Below are 24370 nucleotides of genomic sequence, written 5' to 3' on the forward strand. Positions count from 1 at the left end.
AATCCTGCCACGTCATCCCGCGTCCACACAGCGACGTCGAAGCCATTTTACCTAAATCCGCTTAAACCGTTGCAACAAGGAGCACAGCGTGAAGCAATCACTGGGATTACTTGAAGTTAGTGGTCTGGCATTAGCCATCAGTTGCGCGGATGTCATGGCGAAAGCCGCCTCCATCACGCTGGTGGGCCTCGAAAAAACCAACGGCTCAGGCTGGACGGTGATCAAAATCATCGGGGATGTGGCCTCCGTGCAGGCGGCCATTTCCACCGGTGCCAGCTTTGCAGACCAGCGGGAAGGTCTGGTTGCGCACAAAGTCATTTCCAGACCCGGGGAAGGCATCCTTTCGCACAGCGTCGTTTCGACACCTGAGCCCATCCCTGAATCCACACCTATCGAGGTGGAAGTACAGGTGGTTGTGGAAAGTGAATTACCCGAAGCACCACAAGATACAGACCTGATTAGCTGCAATTTATGTCTCGACCCTGCCTGTCCGCGCCAGAAGGGAGAGCCTCGCTCACTCTGCCTGCATTCTGGCAAACGAGGTGAAGCGTAATGGATAAACAGCAACTGGAGACTACGGTCAGTAAAGTACTGGATGAAATGCGCGAGCGCCCTATTCCACTGGGGATCTCTAATCGTCATATCCATCTTTGTGCTGAAGATTACGCTCGTTTGTTTCCCAATCAGCCCATCAGCGAGAAAAAAGGTCTGCTGCAGCCTGGACAATATGCCGCAGATCAGACCGTTACGCTGGTGGGTCCAAAAGGCCAGCTAAAAAATGTGCGTTTGCTGGGACCGCTGCGTAGCACCAGCCAGGTAGAAATCTCCCGCACCGACGCCCGTACGCTGGGTATCGTTGCGCCGTTGCGTATGTCCGGCAATATTCAGGGAACGCCGGGCATTCGCCTGGTGAGTCCTTTTGCTGAACTGGATATCTCATGCGGAGTGATTGTCGCCCAGCGGCACATTCATATGTCACCGCTTGATGCGCTGATCCTACGCGTGTCACATGGCGATAAAGTCTCCGTCGCCATCAATGGAGATGAACGCAGACTGATCTTCGATAACGTTGCCGTTCGCGTATCGCCGGATATGCGTCTTGAAATGCATATCGACACTGACGAAGCCAATGCTGCAGGGGCGGATAGCCCACAGGCATTCGCCACGCTGGTGAGCTCACGATGAACAATGAACTGCTGCAACGCATCATCGGGGAGGTCGTCTCCCGATTACAAAAACGCGCGGACAGTTCGCTCTCTCTGAGCGTCGCGCAGTTACGGGAAGCCGATCCCCGGGCGCTGGTTTGTCAGTACTCCGCTCTGATTATTGAGCACGCTGATTTACCGCTGCTGGCGCATATTGCGCAACACGATTCATCCGATGTGTCAGCGATCACTCTCCACGAAGCCCTGGCCTGTGGCGTTCGCGTGAAGATATCGCTGCAGCATCAATTGCTACCGGCGATCCCCGTACGAAAACTCGCGCGACTGCCGCTGGAGTTCAGTGATGAACGCGGGCAAACCATCATTCTGCATCCCGAGACGCTTTTAAGTTATGCCGATGTAGCCCGATTACAAGGTGGGTTTCTGGTGCTACGCCGTCGATGTGTTGTGACCGCACTGGCAAAAGAAACCGTCAGTATGCGCAATATCCAATTAATTAAGCAGGAGTGAACCATGCATCTGGCACGCGTTACAGGCGTCGTGGTATCCACGCAAAAATCTCCGTCACTGGTTGGAAAAAAACTGTTACTGGTACGTCGGGTAACAGCCGACGGCGAACTACCGCAATCGCCAACAGCGGGTGATGAGGTCGCAGTTGACTCAGTGGGTGCCGGTACCGGTGAGCTGGTTTTACTCAGCAGCGGCTCCAGCGCCAGACACGTTTTTAGCGGCCCCAATGAGGCTATCGATCTGGCCATCGTTGGCATTGTCGACACGCTTTCTCGCTAGGAGGAACTATGGCGATTTATACCCGAACAGGCGATGCCGGTACGACAGCGCTCTTTAGCGGACAGCGCGTCAGTAAAACACACCCGCGCGTTGAGGCTTACGGCACGCTGGACGAACTCAACGCGGCGCTGAGCCTATGCGTCTGCGCGGCACAAAGCCCGCAACACCGTGTGTTACTTGAAGAAATTCAGTTACAGCTGTTTTGGTTCAGTGCCGAACTGGCCAGTGAAAGCGAACAGCCCACGCCCGCCCAACGCTACATCAGCTCGGAAGACATTGCAGCACTTGAGGCTGCCATCGATACCGCGATGGCGCGAGTGCCCCCCCTGCACAGTTTTATTTTGCCCGGACGCTGTGAAGCCGCCAGCCGTCTGCACTTCGCCCGCACGCTTGCCCGTCGCGCTGAAAGACGGCTTGTCGAACTCTCCACAGATGCCTCCATCCGACAGGTACTGATGCGCTATATCAACCGCCTGTCCGATTGCTTATATGCGCTCGCCAGGGCTGAAGATTATGACGCGCACCAAAACACGCTCATTCAGAAGGTGGCTGAGCGTTACGTGGCAGTGACCCAGACATCGGCAGTTCAGGAGTCTGCTATGTCATTGTCATTTCAGGAACTCCATCAGCTTACGCGTACGGCGGTAGCGCGTGCACAAGCACTCAAAGTTCCTGTTGTCATCAGCATTGTGGATGCAAACGGTACACAAACAGTGACCTGGCGCATGCCCGATGCCCTGCTCGTCAGTAGCGAGCTGGCGCCGAAAAAAGCGTGGACCGCCGTGGCGATGAAAACCGCCACCCATGAACTGAGCGCAGCGGTGCAACCGGGCGCCGCACTTTACGGTCTGGAAAGCCATATGCAGGGAAAAGTCGTCACGTTTGGTGGCGGATACGCACTATGGCGAGAAGGTTTACTCCTTGGGGGTCTTGGCATCAGCGGAGGAAGCGTTGAGCAGGATATGGACATTGCAGAAACCGCCATTACGGCGATTAACGTGAGAACACATCAATGAATACGTCAGAACTTGAAACCCTTATCCGCACTATTTTGACTGAACAGCTCGAACCGGCAAAAGCAGAGATAAAGGGTGGCGGTATTTTTCCATCCGTCGGTGAAGCAATCGATGCCGCACATCAGGCCTTTTTACGTTATCAGCAATGCCCACTGAAAACCCGTAGCGCCATTATTAGTGCTCTACGGGAAGAACTGACACCTCATCTGGCCTTGTTGGCGGCAGAAAGCGCAACCGAAACGGGAATGGGCAACAAAGAAGATAAATTTCTCAAAAATAAAGCCGCGCTGGATAACACCCCCGGTATTGAAGATCTAACCACAACCGCCCTCACCGGTGATGGCGGCATGGTGCTATTTGAATATTCCCCCTTTGGCGTAGTGGGTTCCGTTGCTCCTAGCACCAACCCAACGGAAACTATTATTAACAACAGCATCAGTATGTTAGCAGCAGGGAATAGCGTTTACTTCAGCCCGCACCCGGGCGCTAAAGTGGTTTCACTCAAGCTGATTACCATGATTGAAGATATTGCCTTTCGCTGCTGCGGGATCCGAAATCTTGTTGTCACGGTCACAGAACCCACTTTTGAGGCTACCCAGCAGATGATGGCACACCATAGAATCGCGGTTCTGGCAATTACCGGTGGCCCAGGTATTGTAGCTATGGGTTTGAAAAGTGGGAAAAAAGTCATTGGCGCAGGTGCAGGGAACCCCCCATGCATCGTTGATGAAACCGCCGATCTGGTGAAGGCAGCAGAAGACATCATCAACGGCGCATCGTTTGATTACAATCTGCCCTGCATTGCAGAGAAAAGCCTAATTGTTGTCGAAGCGGTTGCCGAACGGCTGATTCAACAAATGCAGTCTTTTGGGGCGTTGCTGCTAAACAGCGAAGAAGTGGACAAACTACGCACCACCTGTCTGCCAGAGGGAATGGCGAATAAGAAACTTGTCGGAAAAAGCCCGGCAACGTTACTGAAAGCGGCGGGTATACCCGTTCCGACAAAAGCGCCTCGTCTGTTGATAGGCGTCGTCAAGGCTGACGATGTGTGGGTTACCAGCGAACAGTTGATGCCCATGCTCCCTGTCGTGACGGTTAACGATTTTGACAGTGCGCTAACGTTGGCGCTGAAGGTTGAAGAGGGACTGCACCATACTGCCATTATGCACTCACAAAATGTGTCGCGTTTGAATCTTGCTGCTCGCACGTTGCAAACGTCTATTTTTGTGAAAAATGGCCCCTCTTACGCCGGTATTGGCGTCGGCGGCGAAGGTTTCACCACCTTTACCATCGCAACCCCAACCGGTGAAGGGACAACGTCTGCGCGAACGTTTGCACGTTCTCGTCGTTGCGTGCTGACCAACGGTTTTTCTATCCGCTAATGAGGCCGTAATGAATAGCTTTTCACTGCAAACTCGATTGTACAGCGGCCAGGGCAGTTTGAGCGTGCTCAAACGCTTCACGAATAAGCATATCTGGATTATTTGCGATGGTTTTCTTGCGCGTTCGCCGCTGATTGCAACGCTGCGCGATGCGTTACCTGCGGATAATCGCATTAGCGTGTTCAGTGATATCACACCAGATCCCACCATCAATACGGTAGTACAAGGGATTGCACAAATGCAGTCCCTGCGACCGGATGTGGTGATTGGCTTTGGTGGAGGGTCGGCGCTTGATGCAGCGAAAGCGATTGTTTGGTTCAGCCGTCAGTTTGGCATCGAAATCGAAACCTGTGTAGCCATCCCCACCACCAGCGGCACAGGCTCTGAAGTAACCAGCGCCTGCGTGATCGGCGATCCGGAGAAAGGCATTAAATATCCGTTATTTAATAATGCCCTCTACCCGGATATGGCGATCCTTGACCCAATGCTGGTGGTCAGCGTACCGCCTGCCATCACCGCCAATACCGGAATGGACGTGCTGACGCATGCGCTTGAAGCGTACGTCTCCACCAAGGCCAGCGACTTCACTGACGCCCTGGCTGAAAAAGCAGCGCAAATTGTCTTCCAGTATCTGCCCATCGCCGTCAGCAAAGGCGATTGCCTGGCTACCCGAGGAAAAATGCACAACGCCTCAACCCTCGCGGGGATGGCGTTTAGCCAGGCTGGTCTTGGAATTAACCATGCCATAGCGCATCAGCTTGGCGGTCAGTTTCATCTGCCGCACGGCCTTGCTAACGCACTACTCCTGACCTCTGTGATTCACTTTAATGCCCGCGATCCCAGGGCCACAAAACGGTATGCCCGCTTCGCGAAGGCCTGCCACTTATGCCCTGATAACGCAAACGATACGGCGGCACTCAATGCGCTAATTCATCATATTGAGCAACTCAAAAAACAGTGTGCGTTACCCTCTTTCACAGACGCGCTCAAAGACGGAAAGCAAACCTGGTCACAGCGTATTCCCTCGATGGTTCAGGCGGCTCTGGCGGATGCCACGCTGCAAACGAATCCCCGCGATGCTGATGCCGCTGCCATCCAAGAACTGCTTGAGGAATTATTATGAATACAGCCATGACGGCTGAACCCATTTGTTATGATGCTCAGACAATACGCGATCGCGTGCGCGCTGCAGGTGTAGTGGGAGCCGGTGGTGCCGGCTTTCCTGCCCATGTCAAACTGCAGGCGCAGGTCGATACGTTTCTGGTCAATGCTGCAGAATGCGAGCCGATGCTGAAGGTTGATCAGCAATTAATGGCCGTGCAGGCGGCCCGACTGATACGCGGCGTGCAGTATGCCATGAAGACCACTGGCGCCAGCGCCGGCATTATCGCCCTTAAAGAAAAATATCAGAAAGCCATCAGTGCGTTAACACCTCTCCTGCCCGCCGATATCAGGTTACACATTTTGCCTGATGTCTACCCGGCTGGCGATGAAGTGCTGACAATCTGGATGGCAACCGGACGGCGGGTGCCTCCTGCTGCTCTCCCGGTTAGTGTGGGCGTGGTGGTCAATAACGTCCAGACCGTACTTAACATCGCACGAGCCGTTGAACAGCAGTTCCCCGTTACGCGTCGTACATTAACCGTCAATGGCGCAGTTGCCCGGCCGGTTACCCTGACCGTACCTGTCGGTATGTCGCTGCGCGAAGTGCTGGCACTGGCTGGCGGCGCTACCGTCGATGACCCCGGATTTATTAACGGCGGTCCGATGATGGGCGGTCTGATTACTTCTCTGGATACGCCAGTCAGTAAAACGACCGGTGGCCTGCTGGTACTACCGAAATCCCATGCGCTGATCCAGCGACGAATGCAGGATGAACGGACCGTGCTCTCAGTTGCCAAAACCGTCTGCGAGCAGTGCCGCTTGTGCACGGATCTGTGTCCACGACACTTGATTGGTCATGAACTCTCACCACATTTGCTGGTTCGCGCGGTCAACTATCAGCAGGCCGCCACACCGCAATTACTGCTCACCGCCCTGACTTGCTCAGAATGCAACGTCTGTGAAAGCGTGGCCTGTCCGGTGGGGATTTCTCCGATGCGCATTAACCGCATGCTCAAACGCGAGCTACGTGCGCTCAATCATCGTTATGAAGGCCCGTTAAACCCTGAAGATGAAATGGCGAAGTACCGTCTGATTCCGGTGAAACGGCTTATTACCAAACTGGGTCTCAGTGACTGGTATCACGATGCACCATTAGACCAGACAGATCATCCCACTGAAAAAACAACGTTGTTGTTACGCCAGCATATTGGTGCCAGTGCCATTCCTTGTGTGCAAAAAGGGGAGCGCGTTGTGCGCGGCCAATGTGTTGCAGAGATCCCCGAGGGCGCATTAGGTGCGCAGGTTCACGCCAGTATTGACGGTATTGTCAGCGAAATCACAGATCAGTCCATCACGGTAATAAGAGGTTAACCATGTCTCAGGCTATAGGGATTTTAGAACTCACCAGCATTGCCAAAGGAATGGAAGCCGGCGATGCGATGCTGAAAAGCGCTAATGTGAATTTGCTGGTCAGTAAAACCATCTGCCCGGGAAAATTTTTGCTGATGCTGGGTGGTGACGTTGGCGCAATACAGCAGGCCATTGCCACAGGAACCTCACTTGCTGGAGATATGCTCGTCGACAGCCTGGTCCTGCCTAACATTCATGCCAGCGTTCTGCCGGCGATCAGTGGACTCAATAGTGTAGATAAACGTCAGGCGGTAGGGATTGTTGAAACCTGGAGCGTTGCGGCCTGTATTTGTGCCGCCGACCGCGCGGTAAAAGCCTCCAATGTCACGCTGGTAAGAGTGCATATGGCGTTTGGTATTGGCGGTAAGTGCTACATGGTTGTCGCGGGCGATGTTTCCGATGTGAATAACGCCGTGACGGTCGCCAGCGAAAGTGCTGGTGAAAAAGGTCTGCTGGTCTATCGCTCGGTGATCCCACGTCCGCATGAAAGCATGTGGCGCCAAATGGTGGAGGGGTGATGGAAATGCAGCCGACGACGGATCGTATGATTCAGGAATATGTGCCCGGAAAACAGGTCACACTGGCGCATCTTATTGCTAATCCTGGTAAAGATTTGTTCAAGAAACTTGGCTTGCAGGATTCAGTCTCGGCGATTGGCATTTTAACTATTACGCCCAGCGAAGCCTCCATTATCGCCTGTGATATCGCCACTAAATCGGGTGCCGTAGAGATTGGTTTTCTGGACCGCTTTACCGGCGCGGTCGTATTAACCGGTGATGTTTCGGCCGTTGAGTACGCGCTGAAACAAGTTACCCGCACGCTGGGCGAAATGATGCGTTTTACCGCCTGCCCGATTACGCGGACATGACGTAATGAAACGCATCATGTTCATTGGACCCAGCCAAAGTGGGAAAACATCGCTCACCCAGTGTATGCGTGGCGAAGCGCTTCATTATCAGAAAACCCAGGCTATCGTCTGGTCTCCCACGGCGATAGACACACCTGGGGAATATCTGGAGAACCGCTGCCTGTACAGTGCGCTGCTGGTCAGCGCCTGTGAAGCCGACGTTATCGCGCTGGTGCTCAACGCTGACGCGCCCTGGTCACCTTTTTCTCCTGGATTTACCGGCCCCATGAACCGGCCCGTTATCGGTCTGGTGACCAAAGCCGATTTAGCTAACCCGCAGCAGATTGCCCTCGTCGAGGGTTGGTTGATGCAGGCCGGGGCGCAAAACGTTTTTATTACCAGCGCGGTGAACAATACCGGCGTTGATGAGATGTTCAATTTTCTGCACGCAAAGGAACCGTCATGTCTCACAAAATAATGGCCATTAACGCAGGCAGCTCTTCTCTGAAGTTTCAGTTACTGGCGATGCCGCAGGGCGAGATGCTCTGTCAGGGGCTGCTCGAGCGCATCGGGATGCCTGATGCAAAGGTCACGATAAAAACCCCGGTGCAAAAATGGCAGGAAACACTGCCGATTGCCGATCACCGTGAAGCGGTAACGCTGTTACTGGAAAAACTGCTCAGTCACAGCATCATTAATAGCTTACAAGACATCGACGGTGTTGGGCATCGCGTCGCACACGGCGGAGAATCCTTTAAAGATTCAGTTTTAGTCACCGATGAATCGCTGGCAGAAATAGAACGTTTGGCAGAACTGGCTCCGTTGCATAACCCGGTTAATGCGCTGGGTATTGCTATTTTTCGCCAACTGTTACCGGCGACACCTGCTGTAGCAGTTTTCGATACGGCCTTCCATCAGACGCTCGACGAGCCTTCTTTTATTTATCCCCTGCCCTGGCGTTATTATTCGGAGCTGGGTATTCGTCGCTACGGCTTCCATGGTACCAGCCACAAATACGTCAGCCATACGCTGGCTGAAAAACTGGGCGTGCCGCTCAGCGCTCTGCGGGTGGTGTGTTGCCATCTGGGCAACGGCAGCAGCATCTGCGCCATCAAGGGCGGACAATCCGTTAATACGTCAATGGGCTTTACCCCACAGTCTGGCGTGATGATGGGCACCCGTAGCGGCGACATCGATCCGTCCATTTTGCCGTGGATTGCCCAGCGTGAAGGCAAAACACCACAGCAGCTAAATCAGCTACTCAACAACGAGTCGGGGTTACTTGGCGTATCCGGCATATCACCTGACTACCGTGACGTGGAACAGGCGGCTGATAGCGGAAACCGTCAGGCAGCGCTGGCGCTGACGCTGTTTGCCGAACGAATTCGTGCCACCATTGGCAGCTACATTATGCAAATGGGCGGTCTGGATGCGCTGGTGTTTACCGGTGGTATCGGCGAAAACTCTGCCCGCGCCCGGGCAGCAATTTGCCACAACCTCAATTTCTTAGGGTTGGCGGTAGATGAGGACAAAAACCAACGTAATGCGACCTTCATTCAGACAGAAAACGCGATGGTCAAAGTGGCCGTCATCAATACCAACGAAGAGCTGATGATCGCGCAAGACGTAATGCGTATAGCGATTGCAGAAACTGTGACGCTGAGCATTCCCGCTTAACACTGCTGTGCCGCAGATTGCGGCACATCATGGTAATAGCGCGATCGCCATGACACTATGCGCCGAAGATTGCTAATCACAAAGGTGAAAAGACGTGGCTGTTGCGCAATGCCCCGCATCATGCGGAGAACTTATCCAGGGCTGGATTCTGGGCAGCGAGAAATTGGTCTCCTGCCCGGTTGAATGGTACAGCACCGTTGAAGTCAGCTCCGGATCGCCGCTTGCCGATGAGCGGCCTCTTTCACGGTCGATGGTTGACCGCTTGTTGCAGCACTGGCAATATCCGGCACATGTCAGTCAGGATATTCGTATTGATATCCACTCTACGATCCCCATCGCCAAAGGGATGGCCAGCAGTACGGCAGATATTGCCGCCACCGCCATCGCTACCGCCCACCATCTGGGCCATCAGTTAGATGAAGCCACGTTAGCGCAGCTTTGCGTTTCGCTCGAACCTACCGACAGCACCGTTTTTCGCCAGTTAACGCTTTTTGATCATAACGACGCATCCACTCAGATCGCCTGTGAAGCGCAGCCCCACCTCGACCTGCTGGTTCTCGAAAGTCCGGAAACGTTACGCACGGCAGACTATCACCGGATCCCGCGCCAGGCCGGATTACAAGCTGGTGTGCCTGCCCTCAAACGAGCATGGGAAAAAGTACAGGAAGCTTGCATTAGCCAAAATCCGTACCGGATGGGCGAAGCAGCCACGCTAAGCGCCATTGCCAGCCAGATGTTGTTGCCAAAACCGGATTTCGATTCGTTATTATCGCTGGTTGAAGAATGTGATTTATACGGTGTGAACGTTGCCCACAGCGGCAGCGTAGTTGGACTGATGCTGGACAGAACGCGTCATGACATTGACTACATCAAATGGATGCTGGTGCAGAAAAAACTGACTACACACTGGCCGGAACAGCATTTGCTACGGATGGTAACGGGCGGGGTTGAATTACAGTAGGGACGATAGGGGCCGCATTACGCCCCTATCGTTTGCAACAATTACTCTGCTTTCGCTTCGCCGTTTTTCACTTCGCCCATGGCTTTGAGCTTTTTAGAAATGTCGCGACGCTCTTTAGAGATCTCGGCATTTTTGATGATGTAATCATCCACGCGATCTTCATAGTCGCTTTTCATGCTGGCAATAATGCCCTGGATCGCTTCAACGCTCATACCTGGCTTGATGTAGTCGCTCAGGTTGTCCAGCAGCAGGACACGTTTCTGGTTGTCACGGATCTTTTTCTCAACGTCCTGGATTTCACGTTGCAGTTTGTTCTTACGACGGAACAGACGAACAAATTCCAGCACGTCCTGGAAAGAAGGCTTGGTAGTTTCCATTTTTACACCCCTGATAATGTGAGATTCGGATTCGTTTAAACAACGGCTAAAGTGGGTCAACATTACTTTCATGCCCGCCATACTTCAAGTTGCATCTGCATTGACAATACACGGTTGAAACCTGAATTATCGAGGGTAAAGCCATTGCAGTTACCAATGGTTTTAGCCTTTTCAGTATCATACCCTTAATCGTTGCTGAATCGAAGCAGCAGTAGAACCAATCCCCTCATCTGCGCTTTATTTGCGCAAAGCACGACAGATTAAATGTGAGAGGAGTTCCAGCTGTCGTGCCATCTCCATATTCAGCCAGACATAACCATGAATAGGCGTTTCTGCAACGTTGTCGCCCTTATGTTCATCAATCAGCTGACGCATCTCGGTCACCGTATCATTGAGTTTTTCGGTGTTGGCAAGCACCGGTTGCGGATTACCTTCATAGAGAGCGTGCGTTATCGTCAGCAGTGCCTGTTGCATTCTGAGCTGAGTTTCACGCAGCGTATGCGCATTCAACATCACAAAATGACTGGACCGCGTTGCCCACAGCGCGTTGATTTGCAGTTCAAGCATGCACACCAGATTTCGATTAATCGTTTGAATGGCTTCAAAAACTGATTTTTGAATGCGCGTTTCTTTGCTGGCCGGAATGATTAAGCCGCGCATTTTAACGACGTCACTCAGCAACTGCTGTAAGTGCTTATCCAGCCGGGGTTGTTCAAGTAAGTTGGGTGATAGCGCGGCCTGATATACACGGTTATAGCCGGTAATGCAGTGCGCCAGTTGGATACGCCAGTGTATAAATGCGCGTTGCGGCCAGATCCAGGTAAACAGCATTGCCAGTAGCGAGCCGAGAATCACATCCCCCCCGCGCCAGAGTGCCGTGTTCATATCGCCCGCAGGTGCGCCAACCACGACGGCCAGCGTGATGCCGATCAGCAGCGCTTGATACGGTTTTTTACCCAATGCCAGCCAACCGCACAGGAACATCGCCACCGCACACCATATCAGCATCAGCGGCAATGAAAAGAGCTCCAGCCGGAGCGCCACCAGCCCAAGGACCGAACCCAGAATCGTGCCACCAATACGCTCAAAAGCTCGGGGGACGACATTGCCCCAAAAGGAAATCGGCCCCATGATCACCACCAGCGTGATCAGAGGCCAGGTACCTTCAGGGATGTCCAGCAGGCGAACCAGCAGAAAAGTGAGAAGAAACGCCAGCGAGATGCGAATACCATGCACCACACGATAATGACGATACAAGCGAATTTCAAAAGGACTCAGTGACTTATCTGCACGCACTCATGCACTCCGTCAGGGAATAGCAAAGAACAGAATTGTACCTGTTTTTTCAGTGAAAACATCACCGTTATCAACAGGCCTTTTATCCTGATTCACACCCAAAACCGTTACTTCGCCTGCACCGGCACGTACATTTCAATATCCCAGTATCCGTCCTCCACACCATTGTTTCGGTAAATTTCAAAACACGGTTTGGCCGATAACTGCCAGGACGAATCCTGCAACAGACGGTCAAAAAACTGATACCAGGGTGTGGCAAAGTCATGGTTTTCAACACGGGCAACGGCCACGGCATAGTCGCCGCCCGCCAGTTCAGTCAGGATCACCCCTTCGCTGTTTTCCGGGATCTCAAAACCTTCAGGCACTGAAACTACGGTATCGCAGCGCAGTTTATCTGCCGGAACCACGTCTGGGTTGTCGTAATAGACGGCTATCCATTCCAGCGGCACAATCTGGTTACCGTCGACCCACATAACCAGCTGTTCAAACCCCTGCTTTACCGTGTGTTCCCACGGTCCAACCATGTGAAACCCGGCAATCCTGCGTCTTTCTACCTGCTTTATCTCATACTCCATATAACCTCCCGCATGGTACTGTATAAAAATACAGTATAATTTCTGCGTATTACGGCCTCAAGGAAATAGTGATTATTATGTGAGCAGATTCGCAGTCTTGCCAGTTTGGTGCACAAACAGAAATCTACACCTTATGGTGAAAATAATCGCTCAGGCGCGAAAACACGCCCCCCTCACCGACTGACTCCAGCGTCATCAGCGGCCAATGTGCCACCAGCTGATCCCGGTCGTAGAGTTCAATTTCGCCCACGCGCTGATGTGCGGCAATGGGGGCGACCAGCTCTTTCTTATCAAGCACATACTTTGCTTTAATATTCGCCACTTCGGCTTTAGGCAACGCCATCCAAAAATCCTGCTCGGTACCGAGACTGATTTTTTCTTTATCGCCATACCAGATCCGCTCAACGCCTACCTGCTTACCACTTCGCAGAACCTGCACTGTGTCAAAGTTTTGCTGTCCCCATTGCAGCAGCTTACGCGCCTGATCTTCACGCCCCTTCGCACTCTCGGCCCCCATTACAACGGCGATTAATCGACGCTGTCCGTCTACCGCAGATGCAATCAGGTTAAACCCGGCACCAGAGGTATGTCCCGTCTTTAGCCCATCCACGTTCAGGGTTTTATCCCACAATAAACCGTTACGATTCTGCTGGGTGATGCCGTTCCAGGTGAGGCTCTTCTCGCTGTACATATGATAGAAATCAGGCTCGCCGTGAATGATAGCCCTCGATAACACAGCCAGATCGTAAGCCGAACTGTGCTGGCCTGGGGCATCCAGTCCGTGCACCGTTTCAAAATGGGTGTCCTGCAACTTCAGCTTTTGCACATAACTGTTCATCATCGCGACAAACTGTGGCTGCCCACCGGCGATATAGTCCGCCAGCGCAACGCAGGCATCGTTGCCGGAATCGACAATTAAGCCGCGACTTAAGTCACGTACTGAAACGCGGTCACCTTGTTTTAGAAACATTAACGATGAACCGACAAATACCGGATTGTCTTTCGCCCACGCGTCACGCCCAACGGTGACAATATCTGACGGGCTAATACGCTGGCTGTCGATGGCGCGGTCAACAACATAGCCGGTCATCAGCTTGGTCAGACTGGCGGGGTTGCGCTGCTGGTGCTCATTACCTGCGGTAAGAATTTGGCCTGTGGTGTAATCCATCAGCACCCACGCACCCGCATTGATAGCCGGAGGTTGGGGAGCAAAACTGGCGACATCCGCCGCAAAAGCGGAGGAAAAACTCATCGCGAAAAGGGAAGCGGTAATAAACAGACGGCGTTTCAACAGCATGTCCTCAGGAAAAGGAAAAATAGCCGTTCTTTTTACGGAAATTCTGAAGAACAAACAGGGATAAATTGCAAGAAAATGTGACTTAAGGCACATTTTCTTGCAATGGAATGCAGGTATCAGATAAACGGGTAGTGATAAATTCGCACTACATTACCCTTTACGCGGTGATACATCTGCGTGATGGCTGCGATGCCGGTGATAGCCGTCGATCATGCTGCGAAAGATTTGCCCCGGCGTGTCGCCCAGTGTGCACAGGTAGATATGCGCACAAATAAACAGAATGCCAATAATCGCCAACGCCATATGCAACACCAGCATAACCGGACCTGCGCCGATAACTTGTGGGTAAAGACACAGCAAACCGGTGATGATCAACAGCGGTACCAGCGCATACATGATGGCCAGATAGGCCAGTTGTTGTAGCGGGTTAAATTTACTCTCTGCCGTCGCGGCAAACGGATGCGCTTCACCCTTCATTATCCCATACAGGTAAAAGCGTGTTTGCTGCAGGCAGCGCGAAATAAGTCCGCTACATTTCACCCGATAGTGGCAGCCGTTGCCGGTAGTGGCATTTATCAGCACGAAACCCACCCAGAAGGCCAGTAATGCAAAGCCACACCAGGTGTGTACCTGCACCATGAGCGCCACCGGCCCTATCGAAAAGTGACCAAACAACCCGCTTACCAGCAGCAGAACGAACAACAGCGCATTTCCCCAGTGCCAGCGGCGGACCGCTAACGAGTAGAGGTAATCACGATGCTCTTCACCGGTTGCGGTTTTAGGTGCCAGCATCCGGCGCAGCAGCGCGTGCGCCACCAGACCCACAATCATCAGCAGGATGACCACACCTGCGTAAATGAGCCACAGCGGCCAGTAGTCCGGCGCATAGTTAAGCTCTGCTCCCCAGATAGCATTCATACTTTCCCCTCCTGATGATACTCTTTACGCCGATAAAGACTCACCTCACCACTGCGCGTATCCTGCTGGCGATATACCTCTTTTTGACTTATCCAGTGCTGGATCTCCGGGTCGTCGCGGCGGCCAAACTTCAGCGCATCGGTTGGACAAACAGAAACACAGGCCGGCGCTTGCCCGGCATCGAGGCGGGTATCTGCACAAAAATTGCATTTGTCAGCGATACTCGTTTGCGGATTCAGATAACGCACATGGAACGGGCAGGCCGCAACACAATAGTCGCAACCAATACAGCGCGACTTGTCCACCTGCACAATACCGTTTTCGTCACGAAATGAAGCACCGGTCGGGCAAACGCTCACGCAGGGCGCATCTTCACAGTGCTGGCAAGAAACCCGCACAAACTGAAAATGAGACAGGACGTCTGACTCTTTTTCCGGGGTGCGGATCTGCACCTGCAGGCGGCTGTACCCCTCCGGCACATCGTTCAGAACCTTGCAGGCAACCGTACATGCCTGGCAGCCAATGCAGCGTTTTTCGTCATGCAGCATGACATAGGGATTTGTGGATTGATTCATGATGTTCTCCTTGTTCATGCCCGACGCAGCGTCACGCCAGCGGTGTGCACCACCGTTCCGGAAACCGGACTGGTCACGTGCGGAAGTAAATTACCGCAGTGAATACCGTGCGTGGTTGCCGCCGTTTTAGCCCCGGCCTTGGCGCCAAACCCCATATAAACAAACAGCGTATCGGGTCGAATACCGGCCGTGACCAGCGCCTTACCTTTTTCTTTGCCAGTGGCGTTTTCCAGCCAGATGTCGTCACCGCTTTTAATCCCTTTTTCACGCGCGGTCGTCGGGTGGATCCACACCGCGTTATCCCACATCAGTTCACTGAGTAAAGGCACATATTGCGTTGCTCCGTTGGTGTGAACCGCCACCTTGCCCTGGATGAAATAGAGTTCATTTTCACCCTTCAGGGCAAAATTGCGGGCGCGTGGAATACCGTAGCCGGGAAGTAACGATTCCAGCTCTGCGGAATAAAGCTCGATTTTGCCTGACGGGGATTTGAATCGCAGTTGCTCCCCGTAGGTACCATCGCTGTCCGCGGGCACTGCGCCAGGATAGCGCTCGACAAACTGGCGCACGGCCTCAGGTTCACGAAATAACAGCGGTACGCCCCACTCCCGATATCCCTTCTGACGCAGTTCTGCGGATAAAGCGTGATCGCCATTGAGCTGGTACAGCTGGCGCGTCTGCATATCCTGCCACGGGTAAAATTGCCCGAGACCCAACTGTTCACCCAGTTCTTTCCAGATTTGCCAGCTCGGACGAGCATCGCCAATGGGCTCAACTACCTGTTGGCGTAATGCATAAGCTGGATTCAGCCCTGACATATCAGAGACTTCTTCATCACGCTCAAGGTAGGTGCATTCCGGTAACAGATAGTCAGCATAGGCCGCGCTTTCACTTAAATAGACGTCGCAGCTGACCACCAGATCCAGTTGTTCCACGGTTTTGACCAGATCGGGTCGGCAGGTCACGGTCTGGAAAGGATTATGTCGGGACATGATCCATCCCTTCACCGGGTAAGGAGTCTGCTTTAACACGGCATCAATAATGCTTTGCACGACCCCGCCACCCGCGGCGATGTATTTAAACTGCGGTGCCACCAGATCAATGCGCTGCGCGGTTGGCTTCGGTAATTTCACATCCGGTTTTGCCAGCACTGGCGCGACCTTTTCGCCAGCCAGCTTGTTGTAGGTTGCCGCCGCCTTTTTCTGGTACATGCCACCTTCACGTTCGATATTGCCCAGCAGCACGTTGAGGGTGAAGATCATCCGCCGCATGTCGATCTCTTCCTGAGAAAACGTCGCGCGGTGGCCTGGGCTGACGATGGCACGAGGCGCGCTGGCCGCCATTTCTCGGGTTACGCGGGTAATAACTTCAGCAGGAACATCAGCCAGCTTTTGCGCCCATTCAGGCGTTGTCTCTTGTACGGCCTCTGCCAGCTGTGCAAACCCCGTGGTATAACGCTCCACAAACTGCGCGTCATACAGGTTTTCTTTAATCATGACGTGGCACATTGCCATCAGTACCGGCAAGTCGCCGCCAGGCCTGATGGCATGCCATTCATCCGCTTTACTGGAAAATACGGACAAGCGAGGGTCGAAGCTGACCATCTTCGCGCCTCTCTCCTGCGCGGTCATCAGTTCGTGCGTGTCGGCAACCTCAATACCTTCATAGAGGTTATGGCCAAAAGAGACCATATAACGGGTGTTGGCAATATCCATGGACAGATCGCCGCCCATCATCACTTTAGCGGCAATGGATTTCCCGGCGGGACATGTCGAGGCATGGGTAAAGGTGTTCGGCGAACCGAAGGCCGTCGCCAGGTGAAATAAATGACCGGAAAGCGAGCCGGATTTAGAAGAGAAGACAACGCCCTGAGGACCATATTGCGCTTTTATGGCACTCATCTTTTCGGCAATTTCTTGATAGGCTTGCTGCCAGCTAATGACCTGCCATTCTCCAGCGCCACGCGGGCCGGTACGCTTCATCGGTTTAACAATACGGTGCGGATCGTTAACCAGGCTCACGCCGCTGCCCCCTCGGGCACAGACCCGGGAACCCTGCTGCGGCGCATTAGGGTTCCCCTGGATGAAAACGGTTTTATTATTAATGACCTGAGCTTGAATGGGACAGCGAAATGAACACATTTCGCACAAACTTGGCGTGAGTGAGGTTTTCCCCTTGATACTCTCTGGTGCATTACGCGCCAGTGCCCCCGGTGGAAAAGTTCCTATTGCGCATGCGGAGCAGCCAATACCCACGCCGCGCAAAAAGTTACGCCGACTAATGCTCATATAACCTCCTGTTATTAGATATATCCAATTATTATATGGAGTTTATATTATTAATTTTTAATCTCACTCACATTTCCTTACAGTGAAGCAAGAACATCCTGACGAATCAGAACCTATTGTTTACAAAGACTTTTAAAACTTCCAAAACTCAACAATTAACCGTAAAAATAACAATAATTGTTATCAATCAAATTATTAAAATGAAATTATCCTTGATGAAAATCATGCCAATAAATACAGTTTCGGTCGTTTAATTAATTCAAGAAATATATAAAAGCACCGTTCATCTCAATTTTATTGCGACCTGATTCCCCGAACAGATAATCGCTTTGCTGATTACCTCGCTATTTTTTGGTACTCTTATAAAAGCGCTAAATTGATCCCGGACATAACTGAACAATGAATGACGGCAAGCAGCACCCTACGTTTCTCTTCCACGATTACGAAACCTTTGGTACCCATCCGGCGCTGGACAGGCCCGCGCAATTTGCGGCCATCCGCACGGATAACGATTTCAACATTATCGGCGATCCAGAGGTTTTTTATTGCAAGCCTGCGGACGACTATCTGCCGCACCCGGAAGCGGTACTTATCACCGGTATTACCCCACAGGAAGCGCGTGAAAAAGGAGAGAACGAAGCAACGTTTGCTGCCCGCATTCACGCCCTGTTTACCGTGCCCAAAACCTGTATTGTGGGCTATAACAATGTGCGCTTCGACGACGAAGTGACGCGCAATATCCTGTACCGCAATTTCTACGACCCCTACGCCTGGAGTTGGCAGCACGATAATTCACGTTGGGATTTACTGGATGTTATGCGCGCCTGTTATGCCCTGCGCCCGGAAGGCATTAACTGGCCAGAAAACGACGACGGGTTACCCAGTTTCCGCCTTGAGCATTTGACCAAAGCCAACGGCATTGAACACGCCAACGCCCACGATGCGATGGCCGACGTGTACGCCACCATTGCGATGGCGCAGTTGGTTAAGTCGCGTCAGCCTCGTCTGTTCGACTATCTCTATAGCCACCGGAACAAACACAAGCTGGCCGCCCTGATCGATGTCCCACAAATGAAACCGTTGGTTCATGTCTCTGGCATGTTCGGCGCATGGCGCGGCAATACCAGTTGGGTTGCGCCGCTCGCCTGGCACCCGGACAATCGTAACGCGGTCATCATGGTTGACTTAGCCGGTGATATTTCTCCCCTGCTTGAGCTGGACAGCGACACGCTGCGTGAGCGCCTTTACACCGCCAAAGCCGACCTGGGCGATAACGTAGCGGTACCCGTGAAACTGGTGCACATCAACAAATGCCCGGTTCTGGCACAGGCCAACACGCTACGCCCGGAAGATGCTGACCGACTGGGAATTAACCGCCAGCATTGTCTGGATAACCTCAAAATCCTGCGTGAAAACCCGCAGGTTCGCGATAAAGTGGTGGCTATTTTTTCCGAGGCAGAACCCTTCACACCGTCAGACAACGTGGATGCCCAACTGTATAACGGTTTTTTCAGCGATGCCGACCGCGCTGCGATGAAAATCGTGCTGGAAACCGACCCACGCAATTTACCGGCACTGGATATTACCTTTGTTGATAAGCGTATTGAAAAGCTGCTGTTTAATTACCGCGCGCGTAACTTCCCCGGCACGCTGGATGAGTCTGAACAGCAGCGCTGGCTGGAGCATCGCCGTCAGGTGTTTACCGCAGAGTTTTTACAGCAATATGCCAATGAATTGCAGATGCTGAGTCAACAGTATGCGGATAATAAAGAGAAGCTGGTGCTGCTGAAATCACTCTGGCAATACGCCGAAGAGATTGTGTAAGAAGAGAAACTAACACACAGGTATAAAAAAACCGGAGAACATGTCTCCGGTTAGGCAATTTGCCGGATGGTGGCGCAAGGCCCCCAGTCCGGCAAACATCAATTACTGCGCGATATCTTCGTACTGTGGAACCGGATTGCGGAAGCTTTTGGTCACGCAAGCCAGGTAAACCAGACCAATACCCGCCCAGATCAGACCCAGAACCATCGAGCTTTCTTCCAGGTTAACCCACAGTGCGCCGACGGTCAGAGCACCACACACCGGCATGACCAGGTAGTTGAAGTGGTCTTTCAGCGTCTTGTTGCGTTTTTCGCGGATCCAGAACTGTGAAATCACAGACAGGTTCACGAAGGTAAACGCCACCAGCGCACCGAAGTTGATCAGCGCCGTCGCCGTCACCAGGTCAAATTTGATTGCCAGCAGCGCAATCGCACCCACCAGCAGCACGTTCCATGCAGGAGTACGCCATTTCGGGTGAATATAACCGAAGAAACGGGTCGGGAATACGCCATCGCGCCCCATCACGTACATCAGACGAGAAACGCCCGCATGTGCCGCCATACCGGATGCCAGTACGGTGACGCTGGAGAACACCAGCACGCCCCACTGGAAGGTTTTACCCGCAACGTACAGCATGATTTCCGGCTGTGACGCGTCCGGATCTTTAAAGCGAGAGATATCCGGGAAGTACAGCTGCAGGAAGTAGGAGGCACCAATAAAGATCAGGCCACCAATCAGCGCGGTCAGGAAGATAGCCTTCGGAATAACACGCTCTGCGTCTTTGGTTTCTTCTGACAGCGAAGAGATGCCGTCAAAACCAAGGAACGAGAAGCACAGGATAGTTGCACCGGTAATCATCGGCACCACATGCGCGCCTTCAGACCAGAATGGACGGGTGCTGGTCAGCGTGCCTGCGCCTTCGCCGTGCATAATGCCGTAAATGATCAGGCCAACAATCACTGCCACAATACCCATCTGCAAAATAACAATCAGGGTATTGAAGTTCGCGACGGCCTTGATGCTGCGCAGATTCGAGATGGTCATAAAGCCCACCAGCGCGACAACAAAGATCCACGACGGTACCGACGGCACCAGCGCTTCAAAGTAGATTTTAGCCAACAGGATGTTGATCATCGGCATGAACAGATAGTCCAGCAGCGATGACCAGCCCACCATAAAGCCTACGGTCGGGCTAATGGATTTCTGAGCATAGGTGTACGCAGAGCCAGCAGACGGGAAACGGCGAACCAGTTTACCGTAGCTCAACGCAGTAAAGAGAATGGCAACCAACGCAAAAGCATAAGCCGTCGCGACATGACCATCGGTCAAGCCCGAAACGATACCAAATGTATCGAACAGCGTCATCGGCTGCATATAGGCAAGGCCCATCATGACAACCGGAACCAACGTAAGCGTTTTACGTAATTCCACGCGAGAGGTGTTTGGAGTAACGTTATGCGACATGGTCATTCCCCTTTACGGTGAATACCGTCGCGTAAGCAAAAAATTGCCCCATTTTTACGAATTCCTCAGCGACAACAACTGTCGGTTTTTAGTAAGTATCTATCCGGTACGAAGCCCGGCCTCTTTTATGAATGATTGGTTTGATGCAAAAAAATAACCGACGCGTATTAAAACGTCGGCTAATGTCATTTTTTGCAAGCGGCGTATTTTGCACTAAATTGGAGAGAAATAACAAGAGAATGAGATAGCCAAAAATAAATATTTTTATCTAACCGCCTGATTTATCGACACTCGATTTTACATAAACGCCTGCGATAGCACTATTTGCTAAAATCTGATCTCGCCACCAGGCGCTGGCTAATCCTGACGTCTGTTCATTCCAGCCAATCCACACCGGTTCAAACATAATTTGTGCGACCACTTTCTTCTCTATCAGGGCACCGCTGTCCAAAAAACGTTGTGCCAGATAGCGCGGTAAATACCCGCATCCCAGCCCACTGATCTGCAGTTCCAGCTTGGTTTTAAAGTCAAAAACGGTGATTGCATCCTGATCGTCAAGCAGTTGAGAACCCGACAAGCTCGCCAGATGAGGACTGTCCCCCACCACAATGGCACGGAAACGTTTAATGGTACGCCGTTGCAGTGGTTCGTCTTCCTGCGCCAGCGGGTGATGCGGTGCGATCACAAACACCTGTTCGAGGTCACCTAAACGCGCAAAACCAAAGTTACTCGCGGTAGGCGGTTCATGCATCGCCCCGACGATAATATCGGCCCGCCCTTGGGTGAGCGCCTCCCAGGAACCGCCCAGTACACCGTTGATAAATTTAAGCCGCGTGACGCTGTGGTGCTGGTAGAAGGATTCGATAAGCGGGGCCAGCAGTGAAAAAGGAAAGGTGTCATCCACGCCAATAACCAGCTGGTTCTCCCAACCTTCGTGCAGTTTGATGGCCTGTTTTTCGAGTTCGCGGACGGTATGCAGTACCTCCCGCCCCTTTTCCAGCAGCATCTGCCCGGTGCGGGTAAACGTCGCCCGATGCCCGCTGCGATCCAACAATTGAATATTCAGATCGCTTTCCAGCTTATGGACGGTATAACTCAGCGCGGACGGCGTCTTAAACAATTTTGCCGACGCCGCCGCGAAACTTCCCTCTTTATCTAACGCGTCGAGGATGATCAGAACGTCCAGCAGTGGTTTCATACTCGCCCCCTGGCGGTATATGACGGCACGCTGCTGGTCTGTCACTCCATCGGCATCACCAGCGGGTCGGGATACTGGTACTCAAACCCAAGTTCATTGCAAATTCGGTTGCCGTCAATGACTTTACCTTTACCGTTATCCACACCGTCCCGGAATTCCGGCGGTTCCAGCCCCAGCAAACGCGCCATCTGGGGATAGAACACATTACGCGCCGGATGCATAGGCGCACATATATTATAGATGTGTCCTCCTTTCGGTGCCTGGAGCAGCAGGGTGATTGCAGACACGACATCATCCAGATGCACCAGATTGACGCCATGCTGTCCATCCGGTGCCGTTTTACCGGCGAAAAAACGCCCTGGGTGTCTGCCCGGTCCAACCAACCCGGCGAGGCGCACAATGTCTACCGAGGTCCCCGGCAGGTTATGCAACCAGTCCTCAAGTTCTTTCAGCACGCGACCGCTTGCCGTCACCGGATTGCGCGGCGAGCCTTCCTTCACGGTTCCCTGTACGTCACCATACACCGACGTCGAGCTGGTAAAAATAATCCGTGGAATGCGGTATGCCAGCGCACTGTCGACCAACTCCTGCATCGCCTGCAGATAAAAATCTTCACCCGGACCGCTACGGCGGGCGGGCAGCGTGATGACCAGCGCATCGACATCCATCAGCGCATCAAGATCGTCTGACGCGCACACCAACTCAGGTTCAAGGCGCAGCGAGTAGCTTTCGATACCGCTCATACGGGCCGCTTCCACCCCATCCAGCGTGGTTTTGCTGCCGGTGACCTGCCAGCCTCGCGCCGCCAGCGACATGGCTAACGGCATGCCTAACCAACCTAACCCGACAATTGCGACCTTTTTCATGCCTTCTCTCCTGACTTGTGGCCTGTTACCCAAGGCTACGCCAGCCCACGGTGGCTGACAATTCATAGTATCAATATGAAATGAATTAATGATCAAAAAAAGCCCTTGCTTTCGGTGACTAAAGTGGTTTAGGTTAAAAGACATCAAATGAATAAACATTCATCGAGAAAATTTTATGACATGCGCTCAATTTAAACACCATCATCACCATCATCCTGACTAGTCTTTCAGGCGATGTGTGCTGGGAGACATTTAACTCTTCCAGTGGTGCATGAGCGCATGAGAAAGCCCCCGGAAGAATTCTTCCGGGGGCTTTTTTTTGGTGCGTGACCCAGACCGATTCAGACAGGATAACGAGGACAAGAGAATGTTAGACAATACCCGTTTACGCATAGCTATGCAGAAATCAGGCCGCTTAAGCGATGATTCACGCGAATTACTGGCCCGCTGTGGCATTAAAATTAATCTTCACACCCAGCGCCTGATTGCGATGGCAGAGAACATGCCGATTGATATTCTCCGCGTGCGTGATGACGATATTCCGGGTCTGGTGATGGACGGCGTGGTTGACCTCGGCATCATTGGTGAAAACGTTTTAGAAGAAGAGTTGCTCAACCGCCGGGCGCAGGGCGAAGATCCGCGCTACTTTACGCTGCGTCGTCTCGACTTCGGTGGCTGTCGCCTCTCGTTAGCCACCCCGGCGGACGAAGCTTGGGACGGCCCGGCTTCGCTGAACGGTAAACGTGTTGCCACTTCCTACCCGCACCTGCTGAAACGTTATCTCGATCAGAAAGGCGTCACGTTTAAATCCTGCCTGCTAAACGGCTCAGTAGAAGTTGCCCCGCGTGCGGGCCTGGCCGATGCGATTTGCGATCTGGTCTCAACCGGCGCCACGCTGGAAGCCAACGGCCTGCGTGAAGTCGAAGTGATTTACCGCTCCAAAGCCTGCCTGATCCAGCGCGACGGCGAGATGGCGGAAGCCAAGCAGCAGCTGATCGATAAATTACTGACCCGCATTCAGGGCGTGATTCAGGCCCGCGAATCCAAGTACATCATGATGCACGCCCCAACCGAACGTCTGGACGAGGTCATCGCCCTGCTGCCAGGCGCAGAGCGTCCAACTATTCTGCCACTGGCAGGCGATCAGCAGCGCGTGGCCATGCACATGGTCAGCAGCGAAACCCTGTTCTGGGAAACCATGGAAAAACTGAAAGCGCTCGGTGCCAGTTCGATTCTGGTGCTGCCAATTGAGAAGATGATGGAGTGATCTGATGCCTGATGGCGCTTCGCTTATCAGGCCTACAAGAATTGTCACAATCATTGATATTACGGGTCTTGTAGGC

26 protein-coding genes, 2 pseudogenes and 1 other annotated feature are annotated in these 24370 nt (G+C 52.8%); of the genes and pseudogenes, 17 read left to right on the top strand and 11 right to left on the bottom strand.

What is annotated here, in order from left to right; translation table 11 throughout:
- The 14 genes and pseudogenes from FDX01_RS23605 to FDX01_RS06655 all read left to right on the top strand — a co-directional run.
- Positions 1 to 65 (top strand): annotated as a pseudogene (locus FDX01_RS23605) (hypothetical protein); the annotation flags it as partial.
- 23 nt (positions 66 to 88) lie between these two features.
- Positions 89 to 553, top strand: coding sequence for a BMC domain-containing protein (locus FDX01_RS06595; RefSeq protein ID WP_137399460.1), 465 nt, complete (start codon positions 89 to 91; stop codon positions 551 to 553).
- Positions 553 to 1185, top strand: coding sequence for a phosphate propanoyltransferase (locus FDX01_RS06600; protein WP_137399461.1), 633 nt, complete (start codon positions 553 to 555; stop codon positions 1183 to 1185). Before FDX01_RS06595 ends, FDX01_RS06600 begins: the two co-directional genes overlap by 1 nt.
- Positions 1182 to 1673: a microcompartment protein PduM gene (gene pduM, locus FDX01_RS06605; protein WP_115258152.1), complete on the top strand. Its 492-nt coding sequence runs from the start codon at positions 1182 to 1184 to the stop codon at positions 1671 to 1673. Before FDX01_RS06600 ends, pduM begins: the two co-directional genes overlap by 4 nt.
- A gap of 3 nt (positions 1674 to 1676) precedes the next feature.
- The gene (locus FDX01_RS06610) at positions 1677 to 1952 is read left to right on the top strand and encodes a EutN/CcmL family microcompartment protein (RefSeq protein WP_096756643.1); all 276 of its coding nucleotides are present in this window, start codon (positions 1677 to 1679) and stop codon (positions 1950 to 1952) included.
- Between the two features lie 8 nt (positions 1953 to 1960).
- Positions 1961 to 2968, top strand: coding sequence for a two-domain cob(I)yrinic acid a,c-diamide adenosyltransferase PduO (gene pduO / locus FDX01_RS06615; RefSeq protein ID WP_137399462.1), 1008 nt, complete (start codon positions 1961 to 1963; stop codon positions 2966 to 2968).
- Positions 2965 to 4350: a CoA-acylating propionaldehyde dehydrogenase PduP gene (pduP, locus tag FDX01_RS06620; protein ID WP_137399463.1), complete on the top strand. Its 1386-nt coding sequence runs from the start codon at positions 2965 to 2967 to the stop codon at positions 4348 to 4350. Before pduO ends, pduP begins: the two co-directional genes overlap by 4 nt.
- 10 nt (positions 4351 to 4360) lie before the next feature.
- Positions 4361 to 5473 carry a 1-propanol dehydrogenase PduQ gene (locus FDX01_RS06625; RefSeq protein WP_115258149.1) on the top strand — a complete coding sequence of 371 codons (1113 nt, stop codon included), beginning with the start codon at positions 4361 to 4363 and terminating at the stop codon, positions 5471 to 5473.
- Positions 5470 to 6825 carry a cobalamin reductase PduS gene (pduS, locus tag FDX01_RS06630; protein ID WP_137362955.1) on the top strand — a complete coding sequence of 452 codons (1356 nt, stop codon included), beginning with the start codon at positions 5470 to 5472 and terminating at the stop codon, positions 6823 to 6825. Before FDX01_RS06625 ends, pduS begins: the two co-directional genes overlap by 4 nt.
- Positions 6826 to 6827: 2 nt before the next feature.
- Positions 6828 to 7382 (top strand): propanediol utilization microcompartment protein PduT, encoded by a 555-nt coding sequence (gene pduT, locus FDX01_RS06635; protein WP_046275683.1) that lies wholly within the window; start codon positions 6828 to 6830, stop codon positions 7380 to 7382.
- Positions 7382 to 7732, top strand: a complete 351-nt coding sequence (gene pduU, locus FDX01_RS06640) for a propanediol utilization microcompartment protein PduU (protein ID WP_096756638.1) — start codon at positions 7382 to 7384, stop codon at positions 7730 to 7732. Before pduT ends, pduU begins: the two co-directional genes overlap by 1 nt.
- A 4-nt stretch (positions 7733 to 7736) precedes the next feature.
- Positions 7737 to 8189: a propanediol utilization protein PduV gene (gene pduV, locus FDX01_RS06645; RefSeq protein WP_137399464.1), complete on the top strand. Its 453-nt coding sequence runs from the start codon at positions 7737 to 7739 to the stop codon at positions 8187 to 8189.
- The gene (locus tag FDX01_RS06650) at positions 8174 to 9388 is read left to right on the top strand and encodes an acetate/propionate family kinase (protein ID WP_137399465.1); all 1215 of its coding nucleotides are present in this window, start codon (positions 8174 to 8176) and stop codon (positions 9386 to 9388) included. Before pduV ends, FDX01_RS06650 begins: the two co-directional genes overlap by 16 nt.
- Positions 9389 to 9482: 94 nt before the next feature.
- Complete coding sequence (locus FDX01_RS06655; RefSeq protein ID WP_137399466.1) at positions 9483 to 10349, top strand: L-threonine kinase; 867 nt, start codon at positions 9483 to 9485, stop codon at positions 10347 to 10349.
- Between the two features lie 41 nt (positions 10350 to 10390).
- Here the strand turns inward: FDX01_RS06655 and FDX01_RS06660 are convergent, their stop codons facing one another.
- The 7 genes from FDX01_RS06660 to phsA form a co-directional block, all read right to left on the bottom strand.
- On the bottom strand, positions 10391 to 10726 hold the full coding sequence (locus tag FDX01_RS06660; protein WP_003834176.1) for a DUF496 family protein: 336 nt from the start codon (positions 10724 to 10726) through the stop codon (positions 10391 to 10393).
- A gap of 237 nt (positions 10727 to 10963) precedes the next feature.
- Entirely contained in the window at positions 10964 to 12022 is a 1059-nt protein-coding gene (locus FDX01_RS06665) for an FUSC family protein (protein WP_115258144.1), read from the bottom strand.
- Between the two features lie 107 nt (positions 12023 to 12129).
- Positions 12130 to 12597: a DNA gyrase inhibitor SbmC gene (sbmC, locus tag FDX01_RS06670; protein ID WP_117343309.1), complete on the bottom strand. Its 468-nt coding sequence runs from the start codon at positions 12595 to 12597 to the stop codon at positions 12130 to 12132.
- A gap of 124 nt (positions 12598 to 12721) precedes the next feature.
- The gene (gene dacD / locus FDX01_RS06675; RefSeq protein WP_135911846.1) at positions 12722 to 13894 is read right to left on the bottom strand and encodes a serine-type D-Ala-D-Ala carboxypeptidase DacD; all 1173 of its coding nucleotides are present in this window, start codon (positions 13892 to 13894) and stop codon (positions 12722 to 12724) included.
- Between the two features lie 150 nt (positions 13895 to 14044).
- On the bottom strand, positions 14045 to 14812 hold the full coding sequence (phsC, locus tag FDX01_RS06680; RefSeq protein WP_117343307.1) for a thiosulfate reductase cytochrome B subunit: 768 nt from the start codon (positions 14810 to 14812) through the stop codon (positions 14045 to 14047).
- Positions 14809 to 15387, bottom strand: a complete 579-nt coding sequence (gene phsB, locus FDX01_RS06685) for a thiosulfate reductase electron transport protein PhsB (RefSeq protein WP_115258140.1) — start codon at positions 15385 to 15387, stop codon at positions 14809 to 14811. The genes phsC and phsB overlap by 4 nt, the downstream gene beginning before the upstream one ends.
- 14 nt (positions 15388 to 15401) lie before the next feature.
- Complete coding sequence (gene phsA, locus FDX01_RS06690) at positions 15402 to 17675, bottom strand: thiosulfate reductase PhsA (RefSeq protein ID WP_137399467.1); 2274 nt, start codon at positions 17673 to 17675, stop codon at positions 15402 to 15404.
- 399 nt (positions 17676 to 18074) lie between these two features.
- On the opposite strand from phsA, the gene sbcB reads away from it, so the two are divergent.
- A complete protein-coding gene (sbcB, locus tag FDX01_RS06695; protein WP_135911843.1) occupies positions 18075 to 19499 on the top strand; it encodes an exodeoxyribonuclease I in 1425 nt (474 codons plus the stop codon).
- Positions 19500 to 19601: 102 nt separating this feature from the next.
- Here the strand turns inward: sbcB and FDX01_RS06700 are convergent, their stop codons facing one another.
- From FDX01_RS06700 to FDX01_RS06715, 4 genes and pseudogenes are all read right to left on the bottom strand, one after another.
- Positions 19602 to 20963, bottom strand: coding sequence for an APC family permease (locus FDX01_RS06700; RefSeq protein ID WP_162604171.1), 1362 nt, complete (start codon positions 20961 to 20963; stop codon positions 19602 to 19604).
- Positions 20953 to 21015: a membrane protein YoeI gene (yoeI, locus tag FDX01_RS06705; RefSeq protein WP_101706264.1), complete on the bottom strand. Its 63-nt coding sequence runs from the start codon at positions 21013 to 21015 to the stop codon at positions 20953 to 20955. Before yoeI ends, FDX01_RS06700 begins: the two co-directional genes overlap by 11 nt.
- A 212-nt stretch (positions 21016 to 21227) precedes the next feature.
- Positions 21228 to 22161 (bottom strand): annotated as a pseudogene (locus FDX01_RS06710) (LysR family transcriptional regulator).
- 41 nt (positions 22162 to 22202) lie between these two features.
- The gene (locus FDX01_RS06715) at positions 22203 to 23027 is read right to left on the bottom strand and encodes an SDR family oxidoreductase (protein WP_137399468.1); all 825 of its coding nucleotides are present in this window, start codon (positions 23025 to 23027) and stop codon (positions 22203 to 22205) included.
- Positions 23028 to 23202: 175 nt separating this feature from the next.
- On the opposite strand from FDX01_RS06715, the gene hisL reads away from it, so the two are divergent.
- A complete protein-coding gene (gene hisL / locus FDX01_RS06720) occupies positions 23203 to 23250 on the top strand; it encodes a his operon leader peptide (protein WP_137399535.1) in 48 nt (15 codons plus the stop codon).
- Positions 23226 to 23348: a sequence feature (His leader region), on the top strand. It overlaps the preceding gene by 25 nt.
- A 46-nt stretch (positions 23349 to 23394) precedes the next feature.
- Positions 23395 to 24294, top strand: a complete 900-nt coding sequence (hisG, locus tag FDX01_RS06725; RefSeq protein WP_096756624.1) for an ATP phosphoribosyltransferase — start codon at positions 23395 to 23397, stop codon at positions 24292 to 24294.
- The last annotated feature ends 76 nt before the right edge of the window (positions 24295 to 24370 follow it).

Source organism: Citrobacter sp. wls613 (genome assembly GCF_005281195.1).
GTDB classification, from domain to species: domain Bacteria; phylum Pseudomonadota; class Gammaproteobacteria; order Enterobacterales; family Enterobacteriaceae; genus Citrobacter; species Citrobacter gillenii.